The sequence below is a fragment of the Pseudonocardia oceanicola genome (genome assembly GCF_047200735.1).
Classification (GTDB): Bacteria; Actinomycetota; Actinomycetes; order Mycobacteriales; family Pseudonocardiaceae; genus Pseudonocardia.
Window position 1 is genome coordinate 18,684 of record NZ_JBJZON010000044.1, and the last position, 14,536, is coordinate 33,219.

Genomic DNA, 14,536 nt, shown 5'->3' on the forward strand with positions numbered 1-14,536 from the left:
CGACCTCCGCCCGGAGAGGACTCGGGACCCGCGCACAAGCGCCGGATCGCGGATGCCGAATGGTTCCGACGGCCTATTCCGCTGACCAGACGGTCGTGCTATCCGGCCGCTGGTTCGGTGGCCGGCGCCGTTCACCCGGCCCCGTACGTCCGGCAGGGGCCGCCCCCCGCCGTGCGGCATCCGCGGACCACGACGGGCACCGCGCGGTCAGCGCCGGAAGTCGTCCGGCGTGACGTCGTCGAGGAACTCGCGGAACTCCCGCAGCTGTTCGGCGGGCGCGGCGTCCGTGCCGTCGGGGAACAGCTCGGCGGTGTCCTGTCCGACCTCGTCGAGGATGGCGTCGGCGACCCCGATCGCCAGCCCCTCGCGCACGGCGACGGCCAGGGCGTCGCTGGGCCGGACCGCCACCCGCACCTCGGCCCCGGCCCCGTCGCGCAGCACGAGCTCGGCGGTGTAGACGCCGTCGACCAGGTCGGTGATCTCGGCGGCGGTCAGCCGCGCCCCGAGCGCCCCGACGACCGGGACGAGCACGTCCTGCGCCAGGGCGGTCTCGGCGGCGGCCGGGTCGCCGGCGTCCCGGGGGCCCACCGCGATCACCTCGGCCTGCTGCGGCCGCAGGAAGATCGGCACGCACCGTGGGCCGTCGACCTCCCCGAGCACCAGCACCGGCTGCCGGCTCCGCGCGTGGACGACCAGCCGGAGCACCCGCATCGCACGCATCCGATCAGTGTGCTGGAGCACACGTGGTCGCCCCGTCTCAGATCGAGACTGTGCACGATGCGGCGACCGTCCCGCTAACGGTGCGGGCGACGGACGCGAGCCGGGCCGTGTGGGGGATCGTCTCGCGCAGGTCGCCGCCCAGGCCCGGGCGGTCGCCGACGCCTGGTCCCCACCCGGTGCCCCGGCGAGCTGGTGGCTCACCGCCGCGCTGCTCCGCGGCATCGCCGACGACGAGGTGCTGCTCGGGATCGCCGCCGAGCTCCCGCCCGACCGGCAACCCGCCCTGCTGCTGTCCGCCGCCGTCCGGTGGCTCGCCGCCGACCGCGGCGGCGAGCTCGCCCGCTACTTCCCCGAGCCCGGCGGTGCGCAGCCCGCCGAGGACGCCGGCTTCCGCCCGGCCCTCGCCGCCTTCGCCCGCGCCGAGCGGGCGGAGCTCACCCGGCTGTGCGCGGGGCACCGCTACCAGATGACCGAGGTCGCGCGGTGCCTCGACGTGCTCCCGGTGCTGGCCGCGGTCGCCGCGGACGACCCCCGCCCGCTCGCGCTGGTCGACCTCGGCACCGGAGCGGGTCTGGGCCTGTGGCCGGACCGCTACGCCTACCGCTACCGGCTGCCCGACGGCAGCGAACGGCAGTGCGGCGACGCCCCGCTGCGGCTGGCGTGCGAGGTCCGTGGGGCCGCGCCCCCGGTCCCGCCGAGCCCGCCGGCGATCGCCACGCGGGTGGGCGTCGACATCGAGCCGCACGACCTGGCCGATCCCGCCACCCGGGCGTGGCTCGCCGCCTGCGTGCCACCCGAGGCCGGCGCGGTGCACCGGTTCGCCGCGGCCGTCGAGCTGGCCCTGGCCGACCCGGCCCCGATGGTCCGCGGGGACGTGGTCGACGCACTGCCCGAGGTCGTCGCGGGCCTGCCGTCCGACACCCTGGTCTGTCTGGTCGACACCTACGTGCACGTCTTCCTCGGGCCGCAGCGGCTGGCCGCGTTCCACGCCGTGCTCGCCGGCCTCGACCGCGACGTCGAGTGGGTCTCGGTCGACCCGCTCGTCCCCCTGGGTCCGGAGGCACGCACCACGGTGCAGGGTCTCGACGTGCCGGAGCACTGGATCACGGAGAACCGCGACGGCGGGGTGTTCGGGGTGATCGGACGGGTGTCGGTGCGCGACGGCGTGCGGCGCGGCGCGGTGCTCGGCCGCGCCCACCCGAGCGCGGCCTGGCTGGATTGGCTCCCGGGCCGACGTCCGGCCGCCGCGCGCTCCCGGGCCGGCCCCTGATCGGGTTACGGTGCCCGGGTGCGGGGACGAGGGCGTCGCGCGGCCGACGCGGGCGGCGGGATCGGCACGGGCTGGGTCGCACTGTGGACGGTGGTCTTCGCCGTCGCCTACGGCACGAACGTCCCCACCCCGCTGCTGCTGCACTACCGGGTCACGCTCGGGTTCTCGCCCACCGCCCTGACCACGGCGTTCGGCGTGTACGCCGCCGGGCTCGTGCCGGCCCTGCTGCTCGCCGGGCCGCTGTCGGACACGATCGGCCGACGCCGGGTCGTCGTCCCGTTCGTGGCCCTCGCGCTGGTGACCACGCTGGCCTTCCTCGCCGTGCCCGCGGCGCCCTGGGTGCTGTTCGCCGGGCGCTTCCTGCAGGGCGCCGTGTCCGGGGTCGTGTTCAGCGTCGGCACCGCGTGGCTCGGCGAGCTGATGGCCGCGACCGGCGACGGTGGAGCCCGGGCGGCGCGGCTGACCGCGGTGGCGCTCGGCGGCGGCTGGGCGCTCGGGCCGCTGGTGTCCGGGCTGCTCGGGCAGTGGGCGGCTGCGCCCGCGGTGCTGTCCTACCTCGTGCACGCCGGGCTGATGCTGCCCGCGCTCGCGCTGCTCCCGCGGGTGCCGGAGACGCTCCCGCCCGAGCGGCGCCGGTCCGGCGGGCCGCTGGTCAACCTCGGCGTCCCGCACGGGTCCGGCCGGGCCTTCGGCCTGGTGGTCGTCCCGATCGCGATCGGTGTGTTCGCCTTCGCCGCGACCGCGGTCAACGTGCTGCCGCTGGAGCTGGAGCCGGTGATGCCCGGTGTCGGCGTGGCCGTGACCGGGGTGGTGGCCGGGCTGACCATGGGCACCGGCGTGCTCGTCCAGCCGATGGTCCGCCGGCTCGGGACGACCTGGGCCGGCGCGATCGCCCTCGCGCTCGGCGCGGCCGGCGTCGCCCTCGGGCTGCTGGCCGACCTCACCGGGGCGTGGCCCCTGGTCGTGCCCGTCTCGGTCCTGCTCGGGCTGGCCTACGGGATCTGCCTCGCCACCGGCCTGACCCTCATCGGCATGCTGGCGGACCCGGCGGCCCGCGGAGCCCTCACCGGCACCTTCTACGCCTGCTCCTACCTGGGCTTCTTCGTGCCGCTGCTGCTCGCGGCCGTGGGCGGCGGGCGCAGCTTCGTGCCCGGTCTCACCGCGCTCGCGGTGGTGTCCGCACTGGTTGCGGCCTGGCTCGCGAGCCCGCCCGCGCGGGCCCTGGTCACCCGGCAACCGTCCCCGGGGCGCACCCCGCCGGCGCCCACCCCGCCGGGTCCTCCCGCGCCGCGAGGCTCCGACGTGCCGGGTCCGGCGGCTCCCCCACCATCCGTGTGAAGGCCCGGCTCGACGCGCCCCGGACCGGTGACCGAGATCCGCGGCGACCCGGGTCACGGCCTCAGCGGGTCGGCGGAGCGCGCCGAGCCGGTCGAGGGTGTCGCGTGGGAGCGGTCCGAGGGAGCGTGGGCCCCGCCCGGTAGGTTCGCCCGCAAGACACGAGGAGGCGCCATGCGACTGGGGTTCCACATCGGCTACTGGTCCTCGGGTCCGCCGCCGGGCGCCCAGGAGTCGGTGCTGGCGGCCGAGCGGCTGGGCTACGAGTCGGTGTGGTCGGCCGAGGCGTACGGCTCGGACTGCCTCACCCCGCTGGCCTGGTGGGGCGCCGCGACCAGCCGCATCACCCTGGGCACCAACATCCTCCAGATGGCGGCGCGCACCCCCACGGCGGCCGCGATGGCCGCACTCACCATGGACCACCTCTCCGGCGGGCGGTTCGTGCTGGGCCTCGGCGCGTCGGGCCCCCAGGTGGTGGAGGGCTGGTACGGGCAGCGCTACCCGCGGCCGCTGGCCCGCACCCGCGAGTACATCGCGATCGTGCGGAAGGTGCTCGCCCGCGACGAGCCGGTGACCTTCGACGGCGAGTTCTACCGGCTCCCGGTCGAGGACGGCACCGGCCTGGGCAAGCCGCTGCGCTCCACCGTCCACCCCGTGCGCGCGGACCTGCCGATCCACCTGGCCGCCGAGGGCCCGAAGAACGTCGCGCTGGCCGCCGAGATCGCGGACGGCTGGCTGCCGCTCTTCTTCTCCCCCAAGGCCGACGCGTTCTACCGCGAGGCGCTCGCCGAGGGCTTCGCCCGCCCCGGGGCGCGCCGCACGGCGGAGGACTTCCGGGTCCAGGCGTCCCTGCCCGTGATCGTCGACGACGACGTGGAGCGCGCCGCCGATCACGTTCGCCCGTTGCTGGCCCTCTACGTCGGAGGGATGGGCGCGAAGGACGCCAACTTCCACAACCAGGTCTTCGTGCGCATGGGCTGGGAGGCCGAGTGCGCCCGGATCCAGGAGCGGTACCTGGAGGGCAACCGGAAGGACGCCGTCGCCGCCGTGCCGACGGCGATGGTCGAGGACGTCGCGCTGATCGGGCCGAAGGACAAGATCCGCGCGGAGCTCGCCGCCTGGGAGGAGACGGTCGTCGACACGATCCTCGTGCAGGGGGACCCGCGCGGTCTCGAGGCCGTGGCCGACGCGCTGTCCTGAGGCGCGCGCCCGCGGGAGGAGCGAGCGGCGGCCGCGGGCCCGGAACTCCTCGCCTACGGTGGAGCGGGGGTGCTCCATGAGGTACGAGTCCGCTGCCGAGAAGGCCATCCGCGAGGCCGTGGAGCGCGGCGAGTTCGACGACCTGCCCGGCAAGGGCCGGCCACTGCCGAACCTGGCCGACGCGGACGAGAACTGGTGGATCAGGGGCTACCTGCGGCGCGAGGGCGTGCCCTCCGACGCGCTGCTGCCCACCACGGTCCAGCTGCGCAAGGAGCTCGAGCGGCTGCCGGAGACGACCCGGGACCTGCCGACCGAGCAGGCCGTGCGCGATCTCGTGGCCGACCTGAACGCCCGTGTGGTGGCCGCCCTGCGCGCCCCCGACGGCCCGCGGCTGCCGCTGCGCCGCGCGGATCCCGACGCCGTCGTCGAGGCCTGGCGCGCGCACCGGGCGGACCGTACCGAGGCCCTGCGCCGGGCCCGCGCGGAGCAGCCACCGGCACCGTTGCGCCGACGGTGGTGGCGCCGGGGGGCCGGGGCGAACTAGCGTCGCGAAGGCGATCACCGTTCCCCCGTGGAGGTACCCGTGCCCGACCGCTGGGGCATCACCCTGCCGCTCTCCGGTCTTCCCCTCCGCGAGCAGCGCGCGGTGGTCGAACGGCTCCCCGACCTCGGCTACACGGACGTCTGGAGCGCCGAGGCGGACCGGACGGACGCGTTCACCCCGCTGGTCCTCGCCGCGCAGTGGGCGCCCACGTTGCGCCTGGGCACGGCGATCGTGCCGGCCTTCACCCGCGGCCCGGCCCTCCTCGCGCAGTCCGCGGCCACGCTGGCCAACCTGGCGCCCGGCCGCTTCGCGCTGGGCATCGGCAGCTCGTCCGACGTGATCGTGCAGGGCTGGAACGGCATCCCGTTCGTCGAGCCCTACGGGCGGGTGCGGGACACCCTGCGGTTCCTCCGCGCGGCGTTCGCCGGCGAGCGGGTGGCCGAGGACTGGGCGTCGTTCTCGATCCGGGGCTTCCGGCTGGGCGAGGTGCCCGACCCGGTGCCGCCGGTGCTGGTCGCGGCCCTGCGGCCCGGGATGCTGCGGCTCGCCGGCCGCGAGGGCGACGGCGCGATCGTCAACTGGCTCACGGCCGACGACGTCCGGGCCGTCGCCCCGCACGTGCGCGAGTACGGCAAGCCCGACGCCGAGATCGTGGCCCGGATCTTCGTGGTCCCCGACGTCGGGGCGGACGAGGCCCGCGCGCTCGGCCGCCGGCTCGCCGCGACCTACCTCAACGTCCCGGTCTACCGCGACTTCCACCAGTGGCTGGGCCGCACCGAGCTCGGCCCGATGTGGAAGCTCTGGGCGGACGGGGACCGGCGCGGTGCCGTCGAGGCCATCCCCGACGACGTCGTCGACCGGCTGGTGCTGCACGGTCCCGCCGCCGCGGTGCGCGAGCAGGTGGAGGAGTACGTGAAGGCGGGGGTGAGCACGCCGGTGCTGGCGCCGCTCGGCGGCGGGGACCCGGCGGCGACCGTCCGCGCCCTCGGCCGGGGGTAGCGCAGGGGGCGCCCGTGCCGGGCCGGCCGCGGCGGGTCCGTCAGGGTCGGTGGCGCAGCCCGTCCATGACGAGGTCGAGCAACCGTCCCGCCTGCTCGCGCTGCTCGGGGGCGCCCGCGGACAGGGTGATCCCGGAGAGGGCGGCGAGGACGTCCCCGGGGTCGACGTCCGCGCGCAGCGTGCCCGCCCGCGCCCCCGCCTCGAGGAAGGAGGCGACCGCGTCCCGCAGGCGCGCCTTCGTCTCGGCGTACGGGTTCCCGCCGGTCGCGACGATCGCGCGCAGGGTGTCCGCCATCCCGCGCTTGGCGGTCGTGTAGTCGACGAAGCGGTCCGTCCAGGTCCGCATCGCCCGGTCCGGCGGCTCGGCCTCCAGCAGGTCCGGGACCGCGTCGCACAGCCGCGCCACCTCGCTGCGGTAGGCGGCCTCGACCAGCGCCTCCCGGGTGGGAAAGTGCCGGTAGAGCGTGCCGATGCCGACCCCGGCGGCCTTGGCGATGCCCTCGAGCGAGACGTCCCGCCCCGGCTGGGAGAAGGCCTCCACGGCGACCTGCAGGAGCCGTTCGCGATTGCGCCGCGCGTCCGCACGCAGTGGGCGCCCCGAGTCCGCCACGACGCCGCCTCCTGACGTGACCTGAGTCACTCTCCTGCTCCAACCGGAACACCCTCCGATTGGCCGGGGTTCGCACCGGAGGCAGCTCCGGTTGCACTCTACGCGCCCGATGATCCGCACGGACGCGCCACGACCGCGGAGAGGGTTCCCATGACCGCGACGTTCACCCCCTCGATCTCCCGCCCCTTCACCGGCCCGTTCGGGGCCGACACCACCGCCGCCGAGGTCGTCGACGGCCTCGACCTGGCCGGCCGCCGCGCCGTCGTCACCGGCGGGGCCTCCGGCATCGGCCTGGAGACCGCCCGCGCGCTCGCCTCCGCGGGCGCCTGCGTGACCCTCGCCGTCCGCGATCTGGACGCGGGCGTGGCCACCGCCGCCGAGATCACCCGGACCACGGGCAACGAGCTGGTCTCGGTCGCCCGGCTCGACCTCACCGACCGCACCTCCGTCCGTGCCTTCGTGGGCACCTGGGACGGCCCGCTGCACATGCTGGTCCTCAACGCCGGCGTCATGGCGGCCCCGCTGACCCGCACCGCGGACCACTGGGAGCTGCAGTTCGCGACCAACCACCTCGGCCACTTCGCCCTGGCCGTCGGCCTGTTCCCGGCGCTGGTCGCCGCGGACGGGGCGCGGGTGGTGTCGGTGTCCTCGGCGGCGCACCTGCGCTCCCCGGTCGTGTTCGACGACGTCCACTACCACGGCCGCGCCTACGACCCGTGGTCCGCGTACGGGCAGTCGAAGACCGCGAACGTGCTGTTCGCGGTGGAGGCGAACCGGCAGTGGGGCGGCGACGGGATCCACGTCAACGCGCTCAGCCCGGGCGGGATCCGCACGAACCTGCAGCGCCACCTGGGCCCCGCCGATCGTGCCGCGCTGGAGGCGCGGGGTGCCGCGCTGGGCTGGAAGACGCCGGAGCAGGGCGCGGCCACCTCGGTGCTGCTCGCCGCCTCCCCGCTGGTGGAGGGCATCGGAGGGCGGTACTTCGAGGACTGCGCCGAGGCCGGCCCGCACGTGCCCGGCTCCGACCGGGGCGTGGCGGCACACGCCGTGGACCCGGTGTCGGCCGAGCGGCTGTGGGACGTCTCGACCGCGACCGTCAGGTACTGAACACCCCGGCCCGGTCGAGGTGGGCCCGCAGCAGAGTCCCGATGTGCAGCATGTGGTCGCGCATGGCCGTCCGCGCCGCCTCCGCGTCGCGGGCGGCCAGCGCCGCGAGCACCGGGCCGTGGTCGCGCACCGAGGCCTCGACCCAGCCCTCCACGCGGCCGTACTGGCTGCGCGGCAGGTACTTGAGCGACATCGTGAGCTGGGTCTGCAGGCGCGCCGAGAGGCCCGGCCGGTTGATCGCGGAGTGGATCTCGTGGTTGACCCGGAAGACCTCGTCCGTGTCGCCCGCGCCGGCGGCGTCGACCAGCACCGACTGCAGCTCCTGCAGGTGGGCGACGTCGGTGGCGGACAGCAGTCCCACGGCCCGCGCGGCGAGCTCGCCCTCGATGAAGGCGGCGACGGCGAACATGTCCGCCACGTCCCGCTCGGTCAGCGGCACCACGCGGAACCCGCGCCGCGGCTCCCAGCGCACGGCGCCCTCGCTGTGCAGCACCATCAGCGCCTCGCGCACCGGCGTCGCGCTCACCCCGAGCCGCTCGGCCAGCTGCTCGGTGCGCAGGTAGTCCGCCCCGCGCAGGTCGCCGGACATGATCGCCTCGCGGACGACCATCGCGACGTGCTCGGACAGCTGGCGCCGCTCCGTGCCCACCGGGATCGCCATTCCGGCAGCCTAAGGGCCAGCGGTCAGGCCGGCGCCGGGTCGGCGGGCGCGGCGGTCCCGGCGGAGCTCGCGGAGCCCATGCCGTGCCGGGCGAGGAACTCCAGAGCCAGGTCCGCGGCCTCCCGCCAGGTCGAGTCGACGGCGAAGGAGTGGCCGGCCCCGGGGAACGCGGCCCACTCGGTGACGCCCGGACTGCGGGTGAGGATCCGGTACGCGGCGCGGCTGGTCGCCTCCGGGACCGTCCGGTCCTTCCCGGCCCCGACGACGAGCACGGGCCCGCGGTCGCGGTGCACGCCGACCGAGGCCTCGCTGTGCAGCGTGAAGTTGGCGGTCGCGGCCTGGAACAGCGGCTTCATCGGCGAGGGGACGGCGTAGGCGTCGTAGAGCGCGTCGGACTCCGCGCGGCCGACCGCGTTGGCGAAGCCCGCGTGCCAGGAGTCCTTCGAGTGGATCCAGCTCCGCGTCCGCAGCTTCGGCCTGCTCAGCACCGGGAACGCCGTCCTCAGCTGTGCCGGCGGGAGCGCCAGGTTGCCCTTGAACTGGGCGGGCGAGAGCGCGATGCAGGCCCGCGCGCACCCCTGGCCCAGGAGCTTCTCGGCGATCAACCCGCCGAAGGAGTGGCCGATCACGATCGGCTGCGCGGGCAGCTCGGAGATCAGCGCGGCGAAGTGGTCCGTGACCACCGCGATGCCGCGGTTCGCGACGGCCTCGGGGTCGGCGCGGCACTCCTCGGCCGTCGGCGCCTCGCCGGGCCAGCCGGGAGCGACGGGCGCGTACCCGCGCTCGGTGAACAGCTCGACCCACGGCGTCCAGCTCGACGCGTGCAGCCAGAGGCCGTGGACGAAGACGACGGGGATCGGGTCGGGCGCGGGGATCGACACGTGTGTCCTCCGTGGATGGCCGGAAAGCGCAGCGTAAGGCCGTTCCGGCGGGCGGTCGATCGCCCGGTTGCCGGAGCCGGGGATCCCGCCCGCCCGCGGTCCCTCCCCTCCCCGTCCCGGTCCGCCGCCGCGACGCCGACCGGCCCGAGCGAACCGGCACGGACCGGCGGGATTACGCGACGATCAGCTGGGGCAGACTTCCGGTGTGGAGGACTTCTACTCGGCCTACCGGCACGGCTTCCTGCGCACGGCCGCCTGCACGATCCGCACCACGATCGCCGACCCACCGGCGAACGCGGCCGCCGTCCTGGAGACGGCCCGCGCCCTCGACGCGGACGGGGTCGGCCTCGCGATCTTCCCCGAGATGACCCTGTCCGGGTACTCGATCGAGGACGTCTTCCTGCAGGACACGCTCCTCGACTCGGTGGCCGAAGCGCTCGACGAGGTCGTGGCCGGGTCGGCGGACCTGCTGCCGGTGCTCGTGGTGGGCGCGCCCCTGCGGCACCGCCAGCGCGTGCGCAACTGCGCCGTCGTCATCCACCGGGGTCGGGTCCTCGGCGTCGCGCCCAAGTCCTACCTGCCCACCTACCGCGAGTTCTACGAGGGGCGCCAGATCGGCCCGGGCGACGACGTCACCGGCACGACCCGGATCGGCGGCCAGGACGTTCCGATCGGGCCGGACCTGCTCTTCGAGGCCTCCGACGTGCCCGGCTTCGTGCTGCACGTGGAGATCTGCGAGGACATGTGGGTGCCGGTGCCGCCGTCGGCCGAGGCCGCCCTGGCCGGCGCGACCGTGCTGGCCAACCTGTCCGGCAGCCCGATCACGGTCGGCCGGGCCGAGGATCGGAAGCTGCTGTGCCGCAGCGCCTCCTCCCGCTGCCTGGCCGCCTACGTCTACGCCGCCGCCGGGGAGGGCGAGTCGTCGACCGACCTGGCCTGGGACGGCCAGACCATGATCTACGAGAACGGCGTGCTGCTCGCCGAGACCGAGCGCTTCCCGAAGGGCGCCCGCCAGTCCGTCGCCGACGTCGACCTCGACCTGCTCCGGGCCGAGCGGATCCGAATGGGCACCTTCGACGACAACCGCCGCCACCACGCCGCTCGCACCGAGGCCTTCCGGCGCGTCGAGTTCCGGCTCGACCCGCCGCGCGGCGACCTCGGGCTGCGCCGCGTGGTGGAGCGCTTCCCCTTCGTGCCCGCCGACGCGTCCCGGCTCGAGCAGGACTGTTACGAGGCCTACAACATCCAGGTCGCCGGGTTGGAGCAGCGGATGCGCGCGATCGGCGACCCGAAGGTGGTCATCGGGGTGTCCGGCGGGCTCGACTCCACCCACGCCCTGATCGTCGCCGCCCGGGCGATGGACCGGGCGGGCCGCCCGCGCAGCGACATCCTCGGCTTCACCCTCCCCGGCTTCGCCACGGGCGACCGGACGAAGGGCAACGCCTACCGGCTGGCCGAGGCCCTGGGCGTGACCTTCGAGGAGATCGACATCACCGAGACCGCGCGGTTGATGCTGCGCAACCTCGACCACCCCTTCTCGTCCGGCGAGCCCGTCTACGACGTGACGTTCGAGAACGTCCAGGCCGGGCTGCGCACCGACTACCTGTTCCGCGCGGCGAACCAGCGGGGCGGCATCGTGCTCGGCACCGGCGACCTCTCCGAGCTCGCGCTGGGCTGGTCCACCTACGGCGTGGGCGACCAGATGTCGCACTACAACGTCAACGGCGGCGTCCCGAAGACGCTGATCCAGCACCTGATCCGCTGGGTCGCCTCCTCGAAGCTGTTCGACGAGGAGGTCAGCGAGGTGCTCACGGACGTCCTGGACACCGAGATCACCCCGGAGCTGGTGCCGACCGGGGAGGACGAGGAGGTCCAGAGCAGCGAGGCCAAGGTCGGCCCGTACTCGCTGCAGGACTTCACGCTCTTCCACCTCCTGCGCTACGGGCTGCGACCGGCCAAGATCGCGTTCCTCCAGTGGCACGCCTGGCACGACCCGGCGCAGGGCCCGTGGCCGCCCGGCTTCCCCGAGGACGAGCGCCCGAGTTACCAGTTGGCCGAGGTCCGGCACTGGATCGAGGTGTTCGCCCAGCGCTACTTCTCCTTCAGCCAGTTCAAGCGCAGCGCGCTGCCCAACGGCCCGAAGGTCTCCGCCGGCGGGTCGCTGTCGCCGCGCGGGGACTGGCGGGCGCCCTCGGACATGTCCGCGCGGATCTGGCTCGACGAGATCCGCCGCGAGGTGCCGGAGAGCTGACGCGCCGGCACGTGTCGCCACCGGATCGGCTCGTCCATCCGGGGGCGGGTCCTCGTGTCCCGCCGTCCGGCGTAGCTGCGTGGTGGTCTGTGCGCGTGCGCAGCCCGCCGACGCATATCACCGGCGAGCTGATCTGTGCTGCCTCGACGGAGCAGTACGGCTTGGAACGGGCCGCGGGGCCGTTGTCCCGACACCGGTGGTCCTTCACCGAAGGTCCCATCTCGTGCAGCGCAAACAACTCGTGACGTCGCAGTCACTCCACACGCGCGGCGCCCGGGGGACCATGGCGCCATGAGCGAGTTCGTAGGTTCTCCCGGCCCGGTGGGGAGGGTCGTGGTCGTCGTCGGGAACCCGAAGGTCGGGTCCCGGACGACGGTCGCAGGCCGCACCGCGGCCACGGCGATCGTCCCATCGGCGGCGGTGTCGACCGTGGAGGTCGCCGAGCTGGCGGCCGGCCTGTTCGCGTGGGGCGACCCCACGGTGGCGGCGGCCAAGGCGACCGTCCTGGAGGCGGACCTACTGGTCGTGGCCACGCCGGTCTACAAGGCCTCCTACACCGGGCTGCTGAAGTCCTTCCTCGACCAGTTCGGGCGGGACGAGCTGCGGGCCCTGGCCACAGTGCCGCTGATGGTCGGCGCGGCGCCGCTGCACAACCTGGCAGTAGAGGAGCAGCTGCGGCCGGTGCTCGTCGAGATCGGGGCGTCCTGCCCGACCCGCGGGATCTACGTCCTGGAATCCGCGATCGAGGCGGGTGAGCTGGAGACCCAGCTGGCCGAGTGGGCCCGGCTGTGGGGCCCCGCGCTGCTCGCCGTCGCCGGCGCCCGCGCCACCGTAGGTGCGGGGTGACCGCGGCGCTGCGGACCGACCGCGCGGCGTCGTCGTCCGTGGTGGAGGCGCTGTTGGACGGACAGCCGATCGTGGTCGTCGGGCCGGAGACCGGGTGCGTCCTGCTCGCCGCCGCCACCGCCACCACCGCCGGCGTGGTGTGGGCCATCCGCCACAGCACCGGTCTGCTACGCGCGGTCGTCGAGCCGGAGCGGGCGGACGCCCTGCGCCTGCCGCCGATGTCCGGCACGGACCGGACCCGGCGCGGCAACCTGCAGGCCGTGGCGGTCGACGGCGTCGGCACCGGAACCGGGATCAGCGCCACGGCGCGGGCCACGACCCTGCGGATACTCGCCGACCCCGCCACCACGCCGGACGACCTGGTCGCCCCCGGTCACGTGCTCGTCGAGCTGGTGGGCACCGAGCCGCGGCCGACCGCCGCCGGTGCAGTCGCCGAGGCCGCCGTACGACTCTGCGCCCGCGCCGGGTTGCCCCCGGTCGCCGTGCTCGCCGACGTGCTCGACGCGGCGGGGGAGCCGCTCAGGCCGCCCGGCCTGCGCGCGCTCGCCGACGCGGCGTCGGTCCCGCTGCTCACCGTCCCGGTCTCCGTGCCCCGTCCCGAAGGGAACCCTGCATGACCTGGCCAGCCGATCCTGTCCTCGACGTCCCCGCCCTGCGCAGGCTCTACGGGTGCTTCCCCTGCGGCGTCGTCGCCGTTTGCGGGCAGGGCCCGGACGGTCCCGTCGGGCTCGCGGCCAGCAGCTTCACCTCGGTGTCCATGGACCCGCCCCTCGTGTCGTTCTGCATCCAGAACACGTCCTCGACCTGGCCGAAGCTGGCCGAGCTGCCCCGGCTGGGGGTGAGTGTGCTGGGCTCGGACCACTCCGTCGCCTGCCGGCGACTCGCGATGAAGGAGGGCGATCGCTTCGCCGGTCTCGACGTCACGTCCACCTCTGATGGCGCAGTGTTCGTCGAGGGCTCGCCCGCGCAGCTCGACTGCTCGGTCGAGGAGCTCGTGCCCGCCGGGGACCACCACATCGTGCTCCTGCGGGTGCACGCCGCGCGCGCCCTTCCCGCGGAGCCGCTGGTCTTCCACGCCAGCACCTTCCGCGAGCTCGCCCGGGCTGCCTAGTCGAAGTTGAGTCCCACCTGCGGGCCGGCCTCGACGAGCTGTTCGCGTTCCCGGGTTGCGTGGTGGGACGCGGACGGCGTGGCCTCGAAGATGGGCCCCTGAGCAGGATCGAGGCTCACCGTGCCCTCCGCGACGACGGTCAGGTCCCCGGCCGCGAGCTGGTGGTCGGCCACCGGGTACGCCCTTGGACCGGTTCGTTGCCCTCGAGCGCGAGCTGCGCGGAATCGCCGGGGCCAGACCGCGGTCCAGCTCAGCAGCTTCCTCCGGGGTGAGCACGGGGAACGACGCGGTCTGCTCGCCGCCCCCGGTCGGGATCGGGTCGCGGGGCTGACAACGCCTTGCCAGTTCGTCGCCGGCGAGCTGCCCACAGCGCCCGGTGGAAGGTCTGCTCCCGCGAGGGCGCCTCGCGAGGGCGATGCTGGTCTCGGGCACCGTGCGCAGGTCCCGGTAGGCCGCGGCGATCCCGGCCCGGCGGATCCACTCGTCTCGCTCAGGCCCGCTGTCGGGCGGCGGGCCGAGGTGCTCGACCACTCGGCGCGGCTGGGTCTCCGCGACCTCCTCGGCCAGCCCCCGCGCCTGGCACGCGTTCGCGAGGATCTGGGCGTAGCGACCGGCGGGCCCGCCGACCCGCGCGGCGAGGTCAGCCCAACTGTCCGGTGCGTTCGCCCCGACCACCGCGATGCGGTCGTTCTCGGCGGTTCGCGCGTCGAGAACGTGCTCGCGGATGCCGCCACCACAGCACATCCGACACCGACGCTGCGTCCCGAACCCCCGCATTTCGACGGCTCGGTGAGCACGGCGGCGACCTCGTGGCCGGGAGCTCGGCTTCCCGCAAGCTGCGTGGCCGCCGTGGCCGGCCTCGGTACAGCGGCACCGGGCTCAGGGTCTTCGGGCTCGTCGGTGGGTTCGGGCGATGGATCCACCGGTGGCGGCTCGGGGAGCTCCGGATCCGGGGACCGGAGCGGGTGGTTCGGTCGGGGCGGGCTGCGGTGGATCGCCCC

15 protein-coding genes are annotated in these 14,536 nt (G+C 75.1%); 10 read left to right on the forward strand and 5 right to left on the reverse strand.

Annotation, left to right across the window (positions count from 1 at the left end; translation table 11 throughout):
• Positions 1 to 207 precede the first annotated feature (207 nt).
• Complete coding sequence (locus ACL02T_RS33635; protein WP_412834869.1) at positions 208 to 720, reverse strand: bifunctional nuclease family protein; 513 nt, start codon at positions 718 to 720, stop codon at positions 208 to 210.
• Between the two features lie 109 nt (positions 721 to 829).
• On the opposite strand from ACL02T_RS33635, the gene ACL02T_RS33640 reads away from it, so the two are divergent.
• The 5 genes from ACL02T_RS33640 to ACL02T_RS33660 all read left to right on the forward strand — a co-directional run bounded on the left by ACL02T_RS33640 (position 830) and on the right by ACL02T_RS33660 (position 6,068).
• A complete protein-coding gene (locus ACL02T_RS33640) occupies positions 830 to 1,990 on the forward strand; it encodes a DUF2332 family protein (protein WP_412834870.1) in 1,161 nt (386 codons plus the stop codon).
• Between the two features lie 18 nt (positions 1,991 to 2,008).
• On the forward strand, positions 2,009 to 3,328 hold the full coding sequence (locus ACL02T_RS33645) for an MFS transporter (RefSeq protein WP_412834871.1): 1,320 nt from the start codon (positions 2,009 to 2,011) through the stop codon (positions 3,326 to 3,328).
• Between the two features lie 171 nt (positions 3,329 to 3,499).
• The gene (locus ACL02T_RS33650; RefSeq protein ID WP_412834872.1) at positions 3,500 to 4,525 is read left to right on the forward strand and encodes an LLM class F420-dependent oxidoreductase; all 1,026 of its coding nucleotides are present in this window, start codon (positions 3,500 to 3,502) and stop codon (positions 4,523 to 4,525) included.
• 76 nt (positions 4,526 to 4,601) lie between these two features.
• Complete coding sequence (locus tag ACL02T_RS33655) at positions 4,602 to 5,069, forward strand: DnaJ family domain-containing protein (protein WP_412834873.1); 468 nt, start codon at positions 4,602 to 4,604, stop codon at positions 5,067 to 5,069.
• Positions 5,070 to 5,096: 27 nt separating this feature from the next.
• Positions 5,097 to 6,068, forward strand: a complete 972-nt coding sequence (locus tag ACL02T_RS33660) for an LLM class F420-dependent oxidoreductase (RefSeq protein ID WP_412834874.1) — start codon at positions 5,097 to 5,099, stop codon at positions 6,066 to 6,068.
• A 40-nt stretch (positions 6,069 to 6,108) separates the two neighbouring features.
• Here the strand turns inward: ACL02T_RS33660 and ACL02T_RS33665 are convergent, their stop codons facing one another.
• Positions 6,109 to 6,678, reverse strand: coding sequence for a TetR/AcrR family transcriptional regulator (locus ACL02T_RS33665; RefSeq protein ID WP_412834875.1), 570 nt, complete (start codon positions 6,676 to 6,678; stop codon positions 6,109 to 6,111).
• Positions 6,679 to 6,828: 150 nt separating this feature from the next.
• Here ACL02T_RS33665 and ACL02T_RS33670 point away from each other — a divergent pair, with 150 nt between their 5' ends.
• A complete protein-coding gene (locus ACL02T_RS33670; RefSeq protein WP_412834876.1) occupies positions 6,829 to 7,785 on the forward strand; it encodes an SDR family NAD(P)-dependent oxidoreductase in 957 nt (318 codons plus the stop codon).
• Here ACL02T_RS33670 and ACL02T_RS33675 read toward each other — a convergent pair.
• Positions 7,775 to 8,446, reverse strand: coding sequence for a GntR family transcriptional regulator (locus ACL02T_RS33675; protein ID WP_412834877.1), 672 nt, complete (start codon positions 8,444 to 8,446; stop codon positions 7,775 to 7,777). The two genes, ACL02T_RS33670 and ACL02T_RS33675, sit on opposite strands and share 11 nt — an antisense overlap.
• 23 nt (positions 8,447 to 8,469) lie before the next feature.
• A complete protein-coding gene (locus ACL02T_RS33680; RefSeq protein WP_412834878.1) occupies positions 8,470 to 9,327 on the reverse strand; it encodes an alpha/beta hydrolase in 858 nt (285 codons plus the stop codon).
• Positions 9,328 to 9,532: 205 nt separating this feature from the next.
• Here ACL02T_RS33680 and ACL02T_RS33685 point away from each other — a divergent pair, with 205 nt between their 5' ends.
• From ACL02T_RS33685 to ACL02T_RS33700, 4 genes are all read left to right on the forward strand, one after another.
• Positions 9,533 to 11,578: an NAD(+) synthase gene (locus ACL02T_RS33685; protein WP_412834879.1), complete on the forward strand. Its 2,046-nt coding sequence runs from the start codon at positions 9,533 to 9,535 to the stop codon at positions 11,576 to 11,578.
• A 291-nt stretch (positions 11,579 to 11,869) separates the two neighbouring features.
• Complete coding sequence (locus ACL02T_RS33690; protein WP_412834880.1) at positions 11,870 to 12,424, forward strand: NAD(P)H-dependent oxidoreductase; 555 nt, start codon at positions 11,870 to 11,872, stop codon at positions 12,422 to 12,424.
• A complete protein-coding gene (locus ACL02T_RS33695) occupies positions 12,421 to 13,041 on the forward strand; it encodes a 3,4-dihydroxy-2-butanone-4-phosphate synthase (RefSeq protein WP_412834881.1) in 621 nt (206 codons plus the stop codon). The genes ACL02T_RS33690 and ACL02T_RS33695 overlap by 4 nt, the downstream gene beginning before the upstream one ends.
• Positions 13,038 to 13,535, forward strand: coding sequence for a flavin reductase family protein (locus tag ACL02T_RS33700; protein WP_412834882.1), 498 nt, complete (start codon positions 13,038 to 13,040; stop codon positions 13,533 to 13,535). The genes ACL02T_RS33695 and ACL02T_RS33700 overlap by 4 nt, the downstream gene beginning before the upstream one ends.
• On the opposite strand, the gene ACL02T_RS33705 is transcribed toward ACL02T_RS33700, so the two are convergent.
• Positions 13,532 to 13,708: a hypothetical protein gene (locus tag ACL02T_RS33705; protein WP_412834883.1), complete on the reverse strand. Its 177-nt coding sequence runs from the start codon at positions 13,706 to 13,708 to the stop codon at positions 13,532 to 13,534. The two genes, ACL02T_RS33700 and ACL02T_RS33705, sit on opposite strands and share 4 nt — an antisense overlap.
• Positions 13,709 to 14,536: the final 828 nt, after the last annotated feature.

Coding starts and splice junctions, on each gene's coding strand:
- ACL02T_RS33675 (WP_412834877.1), bottom strand. CDS start 8,446: ATGGCGATCCCGGTGGGCACGGAGCGGCGCCAGCTGTCCGAGCACGTC.
- ACL02T_RS33690 (WP_412834880.1), top strand. CDS start 11,870: ATGAGCGAGTTCGTAGGTTCTCCCGGCCCGGTGGGGAGGGTCGTGGTC.
- ACL02T_RS33670 (WP_412834876.1), top strand. CDS start 6,829: ATGACCGCGACGTTCACCCCCTCGATCTCCCGCCCCTTCACCGGCCCG.
- ACL02T_RS33635 (WP_412834869.1), bottom strand. CDS start 720: ATGCGTGCGATGCGGGTGCTCCGGCTGGTCGTCCACGCGCGGAGCCGG.
- ACL02T_RS33655 (WP_412834873.1), top strand. CDS start 4,602: ATGAGGTACGAGTCCGCTGCCGAGAAGGCCATCCGCGAGGCCGTGGAG.
- ACL02T_RS33650 (WP_412834872.1), top strand. CDS start 3,500: ATGCGACTGGGGTTCCACATCGGCTACTGGTCCTCGGGTCCGCCGCCG.
- ACL02T_RS33700 (WP_412834882.1), top strand. CDS start 13,038: ATGACCTGGCCAGCCGATCCTGTCCTCGACGTCCCCGCCCTGCGCAGG.